This is a genomic window from Stenotrophomonas indicatrix (assembly GCA_041545745.1).
Classification (GTDB): domain Bacteria; phylum Pseudomonadota; class Gammaproteobacteria; order Xanthomonadales; family Xanthomonadaceae; genus Stenotrophomonas; species Stenotrophomonas indicatrix_A.
Map to the genome: position 1 here is coordinate 2,041,914 of CP168152.1, position 14,664 is coordinate 2,056,577.

The window sequence follows — 14,664 nt, forward strand, 5'->3', positions numbered from 1 at the left end:
GTCAGGCCTCCGTGACCCAGTGCGGCGCGCGTTTGTCGAGGAAAGCGCCCAGGCCTTCCTGGCCTTCGGCCGATACCCGCAGGCGGGCGATCAGGGCGGCATTGTCGCGGTCCAGGCTGTCGCGGTCATTGGCGTCGCGCACCTGCCGGACCAGCAGCTTGGCCGAAGCCGAGGCGATCGGTCCGGCCTTGTCGAGCAAAGCCAGCTGTCGCTGCACCGCCTCGTCCAGGCGTTCGGGCTCCACCAGCTGGTGGATCAGGCCGATACGCAGGGCGGTGTCGGCGTCGAAGTGCTCGCCGGTGGCGAACCAGCGGCGGGACTGACGGCTGCCGATGGCCTCGATCACATAGGGCGAGATCACTGCCGGCAACAGGCCCAGGCGGCTTTCGGTGAGGCCGAAGCGGGCGGCGCTGGTGGCGATGGCGATATCGCAGCAGGCCACCAGGCCGACGCCACCACCAAAGGCGGCGCCGTGGACACGGGCGAGGGTGGGCTTGGGCAGCTCGTCCAGGGTGCGCATCAGCCGGGCCAGGGCCAGGGCGTCGTCACGGTTGTCGGCCTCGCTGGCCGAGGCCATGCCGCGCATCCACTGCATGTCGGCACCGGCGGAGAAGGAGGCGCCGTGGCCGGCCACCACCACCGTGCGCACGCTGTCATCGCGGCCGGCCGCTTCCAGGGCTGCGGTCAGCCGGGCGATCAGGCCGGCGTCAAAGGCGTTGTGCAGCTCCGGCCGGTTCAGCCAGAGGGTCAGGACAGCGCCGTTGCGCTCGATCTGCAAAGCATCGTTCATGGGATTCCGGGGGTTGCTCCATACCTGTATGGATCATAGCGGGCCATTGGTCATGGGCCATGACGCGACGCGGGAATGTTAGAATCGAGAACCATTTACATCCAGCAGAGAACACGCTAGATGACGCTGTCCGAACTGCCCCTGCACACCTCGGCCGTGGTCGATTCCGTGCAGGACCTGCATGCCAACGATGCCATCGCCCGGCGCCTGCGCGAGCTGGGCTTCGTCAAGGGCGAGGAAGTGCGCCTGGTGGCGCGAGGCCCGGTCGGTGGCGAGCCGCTGCTGGTGCAGGTCGGGTTCACCCGTTTCGCGCTGCGTATCAGTGAGGCCCGACGCGTGGTCATCGACCCGGCCAGCCAGGAGCGACGCACATGAGCGCCACCGCAACCGCCGCTCCGCTGCGCATCGCGCTGGTCGGCAACCCCAACAGTGGCAAGACGGCCCTGTTCAACCAGCTGACCGGCAGCCGGCAGAAGGTCGCCAATTACACCGGCGTCACCGTTGAGCGCAAGGAAGGCCGCCTGCGTGCGCCGTCCGGCCGAGAGTTCGCCGTGCTCGACCTGCCGGGCGCCTACAGCCTGCATCCGGCCAGCCTCGACGAGGCGATCACCCGCGACCTGTGCCGGGGCTTCTACCCGGGTGAGGCCGCGCCGGACGTCCTTCTGTGCGTGATCGACGCCACCAACCTGCGCCTGCACCTGCGCTTCGCCCTGGAACTGCGCGAGCTGGGCAAGCCGATGATCATCGCCCTGAACATGGTCGACGCCGCGCAGCGTCGCGGCATCCAGATCGATGTGGCCGCGCTGGAGCGCGAGATCGGTGTGCCGGTGGTGGAAACCGTGGCGGTACGCAAGCAGGGCGCGCGTGCACTGGTGGAACGCCTGGATACGATGGTGCCGCACCTGGATGCGCCGCTGGCCCGTGTCGAGAGCGGCGCGGACTACCACGCGCAGGTGCGCGCGATCCTGGCCGCAGCCGTGCGGATGCCGGCGCGAACCGCGAAGATCGACGACACGCTCGACCGCTGGCTGCTGCATCCGGTATTCGGCCTGATCACCCTGGTCGTGGTGATGTTCCTGATCTTCCAGGCAGTGTTCGCCTGGGCGACGCCGCTGATGGATGGCATCGAGGCCGGCTTTGCCTGGCTGGGCGAACTGGCCGCCAGCGTGCTGCCAGCGGGGCCCCTGACCAGCCTGCTGACCGACGGCATCATCGCCGGCCTGGGTGGCGTGGTGGTGTTCCTGCCACAGATCCTGATCCTGTTCGCCTTCATCCTGGCGCTGGAGGAGTCCGGCTACCTGCCGCGTGCCGCGTTCCTGCTGGACCGCATGATGGCGGCGGCGGGCCTGTCCGGTCGCTCGTTCATCCCGCTGCTGTCCAGCTTTGCCTGCGCGGTGCCGGGCATCATGGCCACCCGCAGCATCCAGGACCCGCGTGACCGCCTGGCCACGATCCTGGTGGCGCCGCTGATGACCTGCTCGGCGCGCCTGCCGGTATATGCCCTGTTGATCGGCGCGTTCATTCCGGCCGGCAAGATCGGCATTTTCAATCAGCAGGGCCTGGTGCTGTTCGGCCTGTACGTGGCGGGCATCCTCAGTGCGCTGGTGATGTCGTGGGTGATGAAGAAGTGGCGCCGCGACAAGAGCGAGCACCCGCTGATGCTGGAGCTGCCGTCGTACCGCATTCCGCACCCGCGCGACCTTGCCGTCGGCCTGTACGAGCGCGGCATGATCTTCCTCAGGCGCGTCGGCGGCATCATCCTGGCGCTGACCATCCTGCTGTGGTTCCTGCTGTCGTTCCCGGGTGCGCCCGCCGACGCGACGATGCCGGCCATCGACTACAGCTACGCCGGCCAGATCGGCCACGCGATGACGGCGATTTTCGCGCCGCTGGGCTTCAACTGGCAGATCTGCATCGCGCTGATTCCGGGCCTGGCGGCGCGCGAAGTGGCGGTGTCCTCGCTGGCGACGGTGTATGCGCTGTCGGCTGCCGATGACGATGCGGCGATTTCCGCGCTGTCGCCGGTGGTGGCCGACGGCTGGTCGCTGGCCACCGGCCTGGCCTTGCTGGTGTGGTTCATCTACGCGCCGATGTGCATTTCGACGCTGGCTACCATCAAGCGCGAGACCAACTCGTGGAAGACGATGGGCTTCTCGGCGTTCTACCTGTTTGCTGCGGCGTATGTCGCGGCGCTGATCACCTACCAGGTGACCGTGGCGCTGGGAGGCGGCTGATGGACGCTGGCCTGCTGGTCCAGTACCTGATCATCGCGGTGGCCGTGCTGGTCAGTGCCTGGGTGGTGCTGAAGAAGCAGGCGCCTGGCACCGTGCGCAGGCTGCGTGGCGCGCTGGCACTGGCGCTGCTGAGGCCGGGCCGTGCGGCCTGGTTGCAGGCGCTGGGCCGGAAGATCGCGCCGCCGGCCACTGGCGGTGGCGGCGCGTGTGGTGGCTGTGACAGCTGCGGACCGACGCCGCCGAAGCAGCACTGAGGCTGCCGTTCCTGCTTTGGCGGGTGCGAACCTTGGTTCGCACGCCCTTGATCTTCATCCACGCATGGCGTGGATCTACTAGTCCCTGACCAGTCCGCCATCCACCACCAGATTCTGTCCGGTCACCGCCCGCGCCCATGGGCTGGCGAAGAACAGCACAGCATCGGCGAACTCGGCCGGGGTGGTGACGCTGCGCAGCGGCGTGTTGGCGGCAATGTAGTCAAATACGGCTTCGGGTGTGGCTGCGCTGGCATCGGTCGTGCGCAGCAGGCCTCCGGACAGCATGTTGACGGTGATGCCGTGCGGGCCGAGGTCGCCGGCCAAGGTGCGGGTGAGCGACAACAGCGCAGCCTTGGCGGCGGTGTAGTCGTGGTAGGGCACCACCGGATTCTGGAACAGGTTGGTGCCGATGTTGATGATCCGGCCGAATCGCCGCGCCTGCATGCCGGGCAGGGCGGCCTGCACGGTGTTGAGGGCGCCGCGCACGCTGCCGTCGAACTGCGCCTGGAAGGCCGGCCAGCCGATGTTGGCGGCGTTGTCGCGGGCATCGCCATTGAACGAGAACGTGGCCAGCGCGTTGTTGACCACGGTGGTCACGCCCTGGCCGAAGTGCGCCAGGGCGTGCTGCAGGAGGCTGTCGACCTGGGCGCGGTGGGTGACGTCGGCCTGCAGGGCGATGGCCTGGCCGCCCAGCTCGCTGGCCAGAGCGCGTGCGGCCGCTTCGCTGCGGTGATAGTTGATTACAACCCGCGCGCCCTGCGCGGCGAAGGCGCGGGCGATGTGCTGGCCGAGGCCGCGACCGGCGCCGGTGACCAGTACCAGCTGTTCGCTGATCTGCATGATGGTCAGGCAATCCATGGCAAAAGGTCACGCAGCGTAGCAGCGACAGCGCTTGCCGGACCATGCGTGCTGCCGCTAGCCTGCATGCATGAACCAGACTTCCCTGCGATTGCTTATTCACGGCGCCTCCGGGCGCATGGGCCAAGCCCTGTTGCGGTTGGCCGCCGAACACCCTGATTCCCTGCAGATCGTCGCTGCGGTGACCGGCCGGGCGCCGGCGCAGCGGGTGATCGACGGTGTGCCGTTTTTCGCGGCCAGCGAGTTGCCGGGGGCGCCGGAGTTCGACGTGGCGATCGACTTCAGCCTGCCGGAGGGCTTCGATGCGCTGCTGGCACTGTGCGTGGAGCGCGGTGCAGGACTGGTATCGGGCACTACCGGCATTTCCGGTGCGCAACGCCAGGCGCTGGGAGCGGCAGCGGCGAAGATCCCCCTGGTGTGGGCGTCGAACTTCAGTCTGGGCGTGGCAGTACTGGACGAGCTGGTGGAGCGGGCTGCGCAGGCGCTGGCGGGCTGGAACTGCGACATCGTCGAGTCGCACCATACGCAGAAGAAGGACGCGCCCTCGGGCACGGCGTTGACCTTGGGCGCCGCGGCGCAGCGGGGCGGCGCCGAGCCGCAGTACGCCAGCCTGCGCGCCGGTGACATCGTCGGCGAGCATCTGGTGCAGTTCACCGGCCTGGGCGAGCGCATCGAGCTGGTGCACCGGGCCACCAACCGCGACATCTTCGCCCGTGGGGCGCTGTTTGCCGCTCGCCGGCTGCAGGGCCGGGCGGCGGGCAGCTACCGGGTACGGGATCTGCTGGACGGGCCCGGGTAACGGGCCCGGGTCGATGGTAGATGCCAACCTTGGTTGGCAGCCGTTGCTGAACGCGCCAACCAAGGTTGGCGCCTACCGGAGCCGGGCAGGTGGGATGGCAGCGGCCCGGTCATCGGCCTGCATACGGCCCCGGATTGAAATGAATGCGCAATAGCCTGTTCATGAATGGCGATAACCGCTGGCGCGAGCGCCCCGGCACCGCTACAATTCGCACTCGCCGAATCACGAAAGCCGGACCGGTCCCAGACCGTACGTCCGCGCTTTTTTGCAACCGGATTTCCGTGAAGCGCAGGCGTGACTTCGGCACCCCCTCGGTAGCCAAAGTGAGAATTCCGTGACCCAAGCCGCAATCCTCGTCCTCGAAGACGGCACCGTATTCGAGGGCGAATCCGTAGGCGCGCCCGGCCTGTCCGTCGGTGAGGTGGTGTTCAACACCGCCATGACCGGCTACCAGGAAGTGTTGACCGACCCGTCCTACGCCCGGCAGATGGTCACGCTGACCTATCCGCACATTGGCAACACCGGCATGACCGACCAGGACAATGAAGCGTCCAAGGTGTGGTCGGCCGGCCTGATCGTGCGCGACGTGCCGCGCCGCCCGAGCAGCTGGCGCAGCCAAGTGTCGCTGCAGGACTGGCTGATCCAGCGTGGCGTGGTCGCCATCGCCGGCATCGACACCCGCAAGCTGACCCGCATCCTGCGCGAGAAGGGCGCCCAGAACGGCGCGCTGATGGCCGGCGACGGCATCGACGTGGAAAAAGCGCTGGAAGCGGCCCGCAAGTTCCCGGGGCTGAAGGGCATGGATCTGGCCAAGGTCGTGACTACCGACAAGACCTACGTCTGGACCGAGGGCCAGCTGGACCTGGATGCCAACGCCTTCGTCAGCGTGCCGGCCCGGTACAAGGTCGTGGCGTACGACTTCGGCGTGAAGACCAACATCCTGCGGATGCTGGCCGAGCGCGGCTGCGAGGTCACCGTGGTGCCGGCGCAGACCCCGGCCGCGGAAGTGCTGGCGCTGAAGCCGGACGGCGTGTTCCTGTCCAACGGCCCGGGTGACCCGGAACCCTGCGACTACGCGATCGCCGCGATCAAGACCTTCATCGAGGTGAAGATTCCGACCTTCGGCATCTGCCTGGGCCATCAGCTGCTGGGCCTGGCCTCGGGCGCGAAGACGATCAAGATGGGCCATGGCCACCATGGTGCGAACCATCCGGTGCAGGATCTGGACAGCGGCCGGGTGATGATCACCTCGCAGAACCACGGCTTCGCGGTGGACGAAGCAACCCTGCCGGCCACGCTGCGGGTGACCCACCGTTCGCTGTTCGACGGCACCAACCAGGGCATCGCCCGCACCGACGTGCCGGCCTTCTCGTTCCAAGGCCACCCGGAAGCATCGCCGGGCCCGACCGACGTCGGTCCGCTGTTTGATCGTTTCGTGACCCTGATGGCCGAGGCCAAGGCTTGATGCGCAGCGCCGCTCTGCTGCTGTCGCTGTGCTGTGCCGCTGGCGTGGCGCAGGCAGCTCCGGCGTCCGACGCCGACGTGGCCGCGGTAGTGAAGACGCTGGGCATGGGCTCGCTGGGCGCCACCATGGCCAGCCTGGTGATCGACAGCACGCCGGCGTTGAAGGCGTTGCCGGATGCCGAGCAGGCATGCGCGCAGGCACCCGTACGCGATCTGCTGGATGCGCAGTTCCGTCGTTCGATCATCCAGGGTCTGGGCAGCGATGGCGATGCTGTGATCGCCGAATGGTCGCGCTTCCTGGCCACGCCTGCGGGCAAGGCCCTGTCGACCACGTTCGCCAATTCCACCCCGGACAACACCGAGGCCAAGGCCGGCGCCGGTCTGGCTGGTGCCGACCGCGCACAGCTTGCCGCCTTCATGGCCAGCCCGGCGTACCGCCGCATGGTGGCGTCGTTCGAAAGTGGGCCGGCGATTCCAGAGGATCTGGACGCGCAGTTGGCCAAGCCGTTGCAGGACCAGTGCCGGATTGCGCTGAAACCCGAAGAGATTTCCTGATCGACAGCGTGCGATCACTCCCCCTTGTCACGCTGTACTGACTTAGAGAAGAAAATGCCCAAGCGCACTGACCTCAAGACCATCCTCATCATCGGTGCCGGCCCGATCGTCATCGGCCAGGCCTGTGAGTTCGACTACTCCGGCGCCCAGGCCTGCAAGGCCTTGCGTGACGAGGGCTACCGCGTGGTGCTGGTCAACAGCAATCCGGCCACGATCATGACCGATCCGGAGATGGCCGACGCCGTCTACATCGAGCCGATCAACTGGCAGACCGTCGAGAAGATCATCGCCAAGGAGAAGCCCGACGCGCTGCTGCCGACGATGGGTGGCCAGACCGCGCTGAACTGCGCGCTGGACCTGGCCGACAACGGTGTGCTGGAGAAGTACAACGTCGAGCTGATCGGCGCCAAGCGCGAAGCCATCATGATGGCCGAAGACCGCGAGCTGTTCCGCGTGGCGATGAGCGAGATCGGCCTGGAGTGCCCGACCGCTGCCGTTGCCCACACCCTGGACGAAGCGCTGGAGATCCAGACCCGCGTCGGCTATCCGACCATCATCCGTCCCAGCTTCACCCTGGGTGGCAGTGGCGGCGGCATCGCCTACAACCGCGAAGAGCTGATCGATATCGTCAACCGCGGCCTGGAATTGTCGCCGACCTCCGAAGTGCTGGTCGAAGAGTCGGTGCTGGGCTGGAAGGAATTCGAGATGGAAGTGGTCCGCGATACTGCGGACAACTGCATCATCGTCTGCTCGATCGAGAATCTGGACCCGATGGGCGTGCACACCGGTGACTCGATCACCGTGGCCCCGGCGCAGACCCTGACCGACAAGGAATACCAGCGCCTGCGCGATGCCTCCATCGCCGTGCTGCGCAAGATCGGCGTGGATACCGGTGGTTCGAACGTGCAGTTCGGCATCAACCCGGACACCGGCCGCGTGGTGGTGATCGAGATGAACCCGCGCGTGTCGCGTTCCTCAGCGCTGGCCTCCAAGGCTACCGGCTTCCCGATCGCCAAGGTCGCCGCCAAGCTGGCCGTGGGCTACACCCTGGACGAACTGAAGAACGAGATCACCGGCGGCCTGACCCCGGCGTCGTTCGAGCCGTCCATCGACTACGTCGTCACCAAGATTCCGCGCTTCGCATTCGAGAAGTTCCCGGCCGCCGATGCACGCCTGACCACCCAGATGAAGTCGGTGGGCGAGGTGATGGCGATGGGCCGCACCTTCCAGGAATCGATGCAGAAGGCGCTGCGCGGCCTGGAAACCGGCAAGGTCGGCTTCGACCCGACCGGCCTGGACCTGAGCAATGAAGATGATCTGCAGACCCTGCGTCGCGAGCTGAAGGCGCCGGGCCCGGAGCGTCTGTTCTTCGTCGCCGATGCGTTCCGCGCCGGCATGAGCGTGGAGGACATCTTCAAGCTGTCCTACATCGATCCGTGGTTCCTGGACCAGATCGAAGAAATCATCGCCGCCGAGACCCAGGTCGCGGCCGATGGCATCGACGCACTGGATGCGGCGCGCCTGCGCAAGCTCAAGCGTGCCGGCTTCTCCGACGCCCGCCTGGCGCAGCTGACCGGTACCAACGAAGCGGCCGTGCGTGCGCTGCGTCGCGCGCACAAGGTGCGCCCGGTGTACAAGCGCGTGGACTCCTGTGCCGCCGAGTTCTCCACCGGCACTGCCTACCTGTACTCGACCTACGAGGACGAGTGCGAAGCCGCGCCGAGCAACCGCGACAAGATCATGATCCTCGGCGGTGGCCCGAACCGCATCGGCCAGGGCATCGAGTTCGACTACTGCTGCGTGCACGCGGCACTGGCGCTGCGCGAGGATGGCTATGAAACCATCATGGTCAACTGCAACCCGGAAACCGTGTCAACCGACTACGACACCTCCGACCGCCTGTACTTCGAACCGCTGACCCTGGAAGACGTGCTGGAAATCGTCGAGCTGGAGCAGCCGAAGGGCGTGATCGTGCAGTACGGCGGCCAGACCCCGCTGAAGCTGGCACGCGCGCTGGAAGCCAATGGCGTGCCGGTGATCGGCACCAGCCCGGACTCGATCGACCTGGCCGAAGACCGCGAGCGCTTCCAGCAGCTGGTGGAAAAGCTGGGCCTGAAGCAGCCGCCGAACCGCATCGCCCGCAACGACCAGGAAGCCCTGCTGCTGGCCCGCGAGATCGGCTATCCGCTGGTGGTGCGCCCCAGCTACGTGCTGGGTGGCCGCGCGATGGAAATCGTCTACGGCGAATCCGATCTGGCCCGCTACGTGCGTGACGCGGTGAAGGTGTCCAACGATTCGCCGGTGCTGCTGGATCGCTTCCTCGACAACGCCGTCGAGTGCGACGTGGACATCATCGCTGACTCCCAGGGCAATGTCCTGATCGGTGGCGTGATGGAGCACATCGAAGAGGCCGGCGTGCACTCAGGCGATTCCTCCTGCTCGCTGCCGCCGTACTCGCTGTCGGCTGAAACCCAGGCAGAGCTGCGTCGCCAGGTGGTTGAGCTGGCCAAGGCCCTGAACGTGGTGGGCCTGATGAACACCCAGTTCGCGATCCAGACCGACGAGGAAGGCAACGACACCATCTTCCTGCTGGAAGTGAACCCGCGTGCTTCGCGCACCGTGCCGTTCGTGTCCAAGGCCACCGGCATGCCGCTGGCCAAGATCGCGGCCCGCTGCATGGCGGGTAAGACTCTGGAAGAGCAGGGCGCCACCAAGGAAATCGTGCCGGACTACTACTCGGTGAAGGAAGCGATCTTCCCGTTCGCCAAGTTCCAGGGCGTCGACCCGATCCTTGGGCCGGAGATGCGCTCCACCGGTGAGGTGATGGGCGTGGGCCGCAGCTTCAACGCCGCCTTCGCGCGTGCGCAGGAAGCCGGCGGCATCAAGGCGCCGCCGGTGGGCAAGGCCTTCGTGTCGGTGCGCGACCCGGACAAGAAGCGCGTGCTGCCGGTGGCCAAGGCCCTGCTGGCGCGTGGCTACAGCCTGGTCGCCACCCGTGGCACCGCGGCGTGGCTGCAGCAGCACGGCATGGACTGCGAGACCATCAACAAGGTGGTCGAAGGCCGTCCGCACATCGTCGACTCGATCAAGAACGGCGAAATCGTCTATATCGTCAACACGACCGAAGGCCGTGCCGCGATCAACGACTCGTTCTCGATCCGTCGTGAGGCACTGCAGCACCGTGTCACCTATTCGACCACCATTGCTGGCGCCAAGGCGCTGGTGGATTCACTGGAATTCCGCGGTACCGGCCCGGTCTGGTCGCTGCAGGAACTGCACAAGGAGTTGAACGCATGAGAGCACCCATCACGATGAAGGGCGCGCAGCGGCTGCGCGACGAACTGGATCACCTGAAGTCGGTCAAGCGCCCGAAGGTGATCGCCGCGATCGCCGAAGCGCGCGAGCACGGTGACCTGAAGGAGAATGCCGAGTACCACGCCGCGCGCGAGGAACAGGGCTTCATCGAAGGCCGCATCAAGCAGTTGGAAGGCGAGTTGTCGCACGCCGAGATCATCGATGTGAGCAAGCTCAATGCAGGCTCCAAGGTGGTGTTCGGCGCCAGCGTGACCCTGGCCGACGTGGAATCAGACGAAGAGAAGAAGTACCAGATCGTTGGCGATCTGGAAGCGGACATCAAACTGGGCCTGATCGCCATTTCCTCGCCGGTCGCCCGCGCGATGATCGGCAAGCTGGAAGGTGACTCGATCGTGATCGATGCGCCGGCCGGCCAGCGCGAGTACGAGATCGTCAGCGTCAGCTACCAGGACTGATCCGTGGCAACGGCGACCCTGCTGTTGCCGGCACGCAGCCGCTTTGCGGTGGCTGCATTGCCGGATGATGTGGCGCGTGCCTTGGGGCGCGCCACCACCTCGCAGGGCGACGCCGGTGAGCGTGCGCAGCTGCTGCGTCACTTCACGGTGGCTGCGCCGCAATGGCCGGTTGCCGCGTTGACCCGCCAGCGTGACGTCGGTGATGCCGCTGGCGCCTGCTGGCTGCGTGCCGATCCGGCCTGCATGGTGCCGGACATGCATGGCGCGCGGATGATGGGCCACGGCGAAACGCTGCGGCCCAGCCTGGCCGATACGTTGGCCCTGCTGCCCGTGTTGCAGCCGCTGTTTGCGGATGCAGGCTTCGTGCTGGATGCACCCGATCCGTCGCGCTGGTACCTGCGGCTTCCCATCGACATCGCGTTGCCGGAATTCGACAGTCCCGATGAGGTGCTGGGTGATGATCTGTTCTCTCATCTGCCTGAGGGCGAAGCGGGCCGTCGCTGGCGTGCGCTGATGACCGAGGCGCAGGTGCTGCTGCACACCCACTCGTGGAACCAGCAGCGCGCCGCACAGGGTCAGCAGCCGATCAATTCGCTGTGGTTCTGGGGCGGTGGCGTGCTGCCGGTATCGGTCGCCACGCCGCACGCGCAGGTGCGCAGCCGCGATGTGCTGCTGCAGGGCCTGGCCCAGGCCGCAGGCGTAGCGGTGGATGGCGAACAGTCGGTCGATGCGCTGGTGGACCTGCGCCAACTGCGTTCGTTGCAGCAGCTGGGCAACGATGCGATCCGGCCGCTGCTGGCCGCGCTCAAGCGTGGCGAACTGCAACGGTTGGTGCTGGATTTCGAGGATGGCCTGCAATTCCAGATGGATCGCGGGCAGCGCTGGCAGTTCTGGAAGAAGCCACGGCAGCTTTGCGATTGAAGCCGACGCTGCACCTGCCGCCCGGGCACAGGCTCTGGTGCTGCTGATTCCTCTGTAGGGCCGAGCCCATGCTCGGCTCCAGGACTATTGGACCTCAGTGACGTAGGTCGGCAGCGTCCAGTGCCCGCCCGCCATGCCACGACACAGACCGGTACTGAAAACACTGCTCGGTTGGAATCTGCGGCCATCCCATACCCAGTCCGAGCCGGAAACGCAGTCGCCGATGCCGCGGCCCTTGTAGCGTGCGTACAACGTGCGATCGGAGTGCGAGAAGCTCTCTGCTTCCAGCGTGACCGTCTCAGGTGCGAATGGCGGCTGATCGCGCGCGATCCAGAAACCATTGCTGTAGTTGTACGCACCCATCTGGCACAGCGTCTGCACCAGCACATGGCGGTCGTCCAGCCGCTCGATCACCATTTCCGGGGTTCCCTTGTACTCGATCAAGCGCGGACAGTCGCCGCTGTCGCCAAGCGTGGCAATCAGCGCCTCGCGCAGCGCTTCGCTGCTGCCCAGCTCGCTATCGCCGGGGCGGCCGGCCGCCAGCACACCGCGCACGATCACCGGATTGGCCTGCGCAGCCTGCACGCTCGTTTCGGCACGCGTGCCACGCCGTACCAGGGCGCCGGGCGTACCCAAACGTCCCTGTACCTCGTCCATTTTCAGCAGCACCGCGGCCGCACCACGATCGGAAATCGGCCAGTGCGTGCCCCTGCTGTCGATCACCTCGATGCGGGCCTGGCCGGGCAGGGCGGCGAGCAGGGCTTCAACCTGCGCTGGTCGCAGCGTTACTGCTTCGTCGGCGCCGGTGTCCTGCACTGGCCCCAGATCACGGCCGTTCACGTGCAGGCGCATCGATCCTTCAGGCATTGCGCTTTCGCCATCCTCAGCGACCCGCAGCCGCGCCTTCACTGCCGTGCCGGGGCCGCCGGCACGTTCCAGCATCAGGCCCAGCAAGCTGTCAGCCGGTTCCGGGCCATAGCCGGCGGCACGGCAGGTGCCGGTGTTGTCGCAGGCCAGGTACCAGTCGTGGTGCACGAACTCGATACCGCGTTCCAGCGGTGTGCTTCCGGCATGGGAAGCAAGTGGCAGCAGGAGGCTGGCCAGCAGTACGGACAGCGGGCGATACATGGCCAATTCCGTTTCAGAAGCGAACAAGCATGGGCGATCACCACGCCTGCGCCAAGCCCGCGGAGAGTCTGACAAGCCGAGCGGGGTATCATGCGCGGGTCTTCCGTAACCCGGCGATGCCGATGTCCCTTGCCGCCGATGCTGTGCTGCCGTCTTCCGAAACGCCGACGATCCGCCGCCGCGATGTCGCCGTTCCCGGTGTCTGGCCGGACGGCACGCTGCCGTTGTTGGCTCGCCTGTATGCCGCACGTGGTGCGCACACGCCGGAGCTGGCGTTGCCCAAGCTGGGCAACCTGCATGCGCCGGAACTGCTGACCGGCATCGACGCGGCAGTGGACCTGCTGGTTCAGGCCATCGCCGCCGACAAACGCATCCTGGTGGTCGGTGATTTCGACTGCGACGGCGCAACCGCCTGCGCGGTCGGCGTGCGCGGTCTGCGCATGCTCGGCGCGCAGCATGTCTTTCACGCAGTGCCCAACCGCATGGTGCACGGCTACGGCCTGTCACCGTCGCTGGTGGACGAGCTGGCTGCGCTGCAGCCGGATCTGCTGGTCACCGTCGATCACGGCATTGCCTGCCATGCCGGCGTGACCGCTGCCAAGGCGCGTGGCTGGCAGGTGCTGGTGACCGATCACCATCTGCCCGGTCCGCAGCTGCCACCGGCCGATGTCATCGTCGACCCCAACCTGGACGGTGACGCCTTCCCCAGCAAGTCGCTGGCCGGTGTCGGCGTGATCTTCTACGTGCTGATGGCGCTGCGCCGCCGGATGCGCGAAGCGGGTGTATTTGCCGATGGCAAGGGGCCGGACCTGACCACCCTGCTGGATCTGGTGGCGGTGGGCACCGTGGCCGACCTCGTTGCGCTGGATGCCAACAACCGCGCCCTGGTCAGCGCTGGTCTGCGTCGGCTGCGCAACGGCCAAGGCTGCGTCGGCCTGAAGGCGCTGATCGAGGCCAGCGGCCGCGACGCCGCACGCCTGACCGCTACCGATATCGGCTTCGGGCTCGGCCCGCGCTTGAATGCGGCCGGTCGGCTGGAAGATATGGCGTTGGGTATCGCGCTGCTGCTCACCGAAGATCCGCGGCAGGCCCGCGACATCGCGCAGACGCTGGAGCAGATCAACGCCGAGCGGCGTGCGGTGCAGCAGTCGATGACCGATGACGCCGAACAGGCGCTGTCGCGGGTGGTGCTCGATACCGCCGGGCAGCGACCGGTGGCGGCCTGCCTGTTCGATGCTGATTGGCACCCCGGCGTGGTTGGCCTGGTTGCTTCGAAGATGAAGGATCGCCTGCATCGGCCGGTGATCGCGTTCGCGCCGGCCGAGCCGGGCGCCGACACCCTGCGCGGCTCGGCGCGTTCGATCGCCGGCCTGCATATCCGTGATGCGCTGGCGCTGGTCGATGCACGCCATCCCGGCTTGATCGAGCGCTTCGGCGGTCACGCGATGGCCGCCGGGTTGAGCATGCGACTGGATCATCTGGCCGACTTCGAAGCCGCTTTCGTCGCCACCGTCCTGGAAATGCTGGACCCGGCGGCACTGCAGCAGCAGGTGCTCAGCGATGGCGAACTGGCAGCGAACGAACTCGATCATCGCCATGCCGATGCGCTGCGCCTGGCCGGACCGTGGGGGCAGGGTTTCCCCGAGCCGCTGTTCGACGGCCACTTCGAAGTGGCCAACTGGCGCGTATTGAAGGAACGGCATCTGAAGCTGGAACTGCGTCTGCCCGGCGTACCGGGCACGATCAACGCGATCCACTTCGGCGGCTGGCACGGCAACGCGCCAAGCAGACATGTCCACCTGGCCTATCGCCTGGCCTGCGATGACTATCGCGGTGGCGCAGCGATCCAGCTGATCGTCGAGCACTGCCTGCCTGCTTGAAAAAGGGGACG

Annotated in this window: 13 protein-coding genes; 10 read left to right on the plus strand and 3 right to left on the minus strand. The window is 66.9% G+C overall.

Translation table 11 applies throughout. The annotated features are described in order from the left end of the window. Nucleotide 1: 1 nt before the first annotated feature. Nucleotides 2–790 (minus strand): enoyl-CoA hydratase-related protein, encoded by a 789-nt coding sequence (locus ACEF39_RS09460; protein ID WP_500287763.1) that lies wholly within the window; start codon nt 788–790, stop codon nt 2–4. Nucleotides 791–910: 120 nt separating this feature from the next. On the opposite strand from ACEF39_RS09460, the gene ACEF39_RS09465 reads away from it, so the two are divergent. From ACEF39_RS09465 to ACEF39_RS09475, 3 genes are read left to right on the plus strand one after another with little or no spacing between them, the layout of a single operon-like run. Continuing rightward, nucleotides 911–1,165, plus strand: a complete 255-nt coding sequence (locus ACEF39_RS09465) for a FeoA family protein (RefSeq protein WP_500287764.1) — start codon at nt 911–913, stop codon at nt 1,163–1,165. After that, nucleotides 1,162–3,024, plus strand: a complete 1,863-nt coding sequence (gene feoB / locus ACEF39_RS09470; RefSeq protein WP_500287765.1) for a ferrous iron transport protein B — start codon at nt 1,162–1,164, stop codon at nt 3,022–3,024. Before ACEF39_RS09465 ends, feoB begins: the two co-directional genes overlap by 4 nt. Then, entirely contained in the window at nt 3,024–3,278 is a 255-nt protein-coding gene (locus ACEF39_RS09475; RefSeq protein ID WP_317220213.1) for a DUF6587 family protein, read from the plus strand. Before feoB ends, ACEF39_RS09475 begins: the two co-directional genes overlap by 1 nt. Before the next feature lie 78 nt (nt 3,279–3,356). On the opposite strand, the gene ACEF39_RS09480 is transcribed toward ACEF39_RS09475, so the two are convergent. Then, nucleotides 3,357–4,118, minus strand: a complete 762-nt coding sequence (locus tag ACEF39_RS09480) for a 3-oxoacyl-ACP reductase (protein WP_500287766.1) — start codon at nt 4,116–4,118, stop codon at nt 3,357–3,359. A gap of 136 nt (nt 4,119–4,254) precedes the next feature. On the opposite strand from ACEF39_RS09480, the gene ACEF39_RS09485 reads away from it, so the two are divergent. The 6 genes from ACEF39_RS09485 to ACEF39_RS09510 all read left to right on the plus strand — a co-directional run bounded on the left by ACEF39_RS09485 (nt 4,255) and on the right by ACEF39_RS09510 (nt 11,645). Then, nucleotides 4,255–4,935, plus strand: coding sequence for a 4-hydroxy-tetrahydrodipicolinate reductase (locus ACEF39_RS09485; protein ID WP_500288002.1), 681 nt, complete (start codon nt 4,255–4,257; stop codon nt 4,933–4,935). Between the two features lie 334 nt (nt 4,936–5,269). Continuing rightward, nucleotides 5,270–6,400 (plus strand): glutamine-hydrolyzing carbamoyl-phosphate synthase small subunit, encoded by a 1,131-nt coding sequence (gene carA, locus ACEF39_RS09490; protein ID WP_500287767.1) that lies wholly within the window; start codon nt 5,270–5,272, stop codon nt 6,398–6,400. Then, the gene (locus ACEF39_RS09495) at nt 6,400–6,954 is read left to right on the plus strand and encodes a hypothetical protein (protein ID WP_500287768.1); all 555 of its coding nucleotides are present in this window, start codon (nt 6,400–6,402) and stop codon (nt 6,952–6,954) included. Before carA ends, ACEF39_RS09495 begins: the two co-directional genes overlap by 1 nt. A 54-nt stretch (nt 6,955–7,008) precedes the next feature. After that, the gene (gene carB / locus ACEF39_RS09500) at nt 7,009–10,251 is read left to right on the plus strand and encodes a carbamoyl-phosphate synthase large subunit (RefSeq protein WP_500287769.1); all 3,243 of its coding nucleotides are present in this window, start codon (nt 7,009–7,011) and stop codon (nt 10,249–10,251) included. Between the two features lie 8 nt (nt 10,252–10,259). Then, nucleotides 10,260–10,724: a transcription elongation factor GreA gene (greA, locus tag ACEF39_RS09505; protein WP_176022519.1), complete on the plus strand. Its 465-nt coding sequence runs from the start codon at nt 10,260–10,262 to the stop codon at nt 10,722–10,724. A 3-nt stretch (nt 10,725–10,727) separates the two neighbouring features. Beyond that, nucleotides 10,728–11,645 carry a phosphoglycerate mutase gene (locus ACEF39_RS09510; protein WP_500287770.1) on the plus strand — a complete coding sequence of 306 codons (918 nt, stop codon included), beginning with the start codon at nt 10,728–10,730 and terminating at the stop codon, nt 11,643–11,645. Nucleotides 11,646–11,729: 84 nt separating this feature from the next. Here the strand turns inward: ACEF39_RS09510 and ACEF39_RS09515 are convergent, their stop codons facing one another. Then, on the minus strand, nt 11,730–12,773 hold the full coding sequence (locus ACEF39_RS09515) for a DUF1176 domain-containing protein (RefSeq protein ID WP_500287771.1): 1,044 nt from the start codon (nt 12,771–12,773) through the stop codon (nt 11,730–11,732). A gap of 122 nt (nt 12,774–12,895) precedes the next feature. Between ACEF39_RS09515 and recJ the strand changes: the two genes are divergently transcribed. Then, nucleotides 12,896–14,653: a single-stranded-DNA-specific exonuclease RecJ gene (gene recJ, locus ACEF39_RS09520; RefSeq protein WP_500287772.1), complete on the plus strand. Its 1,758-nt coding sequence runs from the start codon at nt 12,896–12,898 to the stop codon at nt 14,651–14,653. Nucleotides 14,654–14,664: the final 11 nt, after the last annotated feature.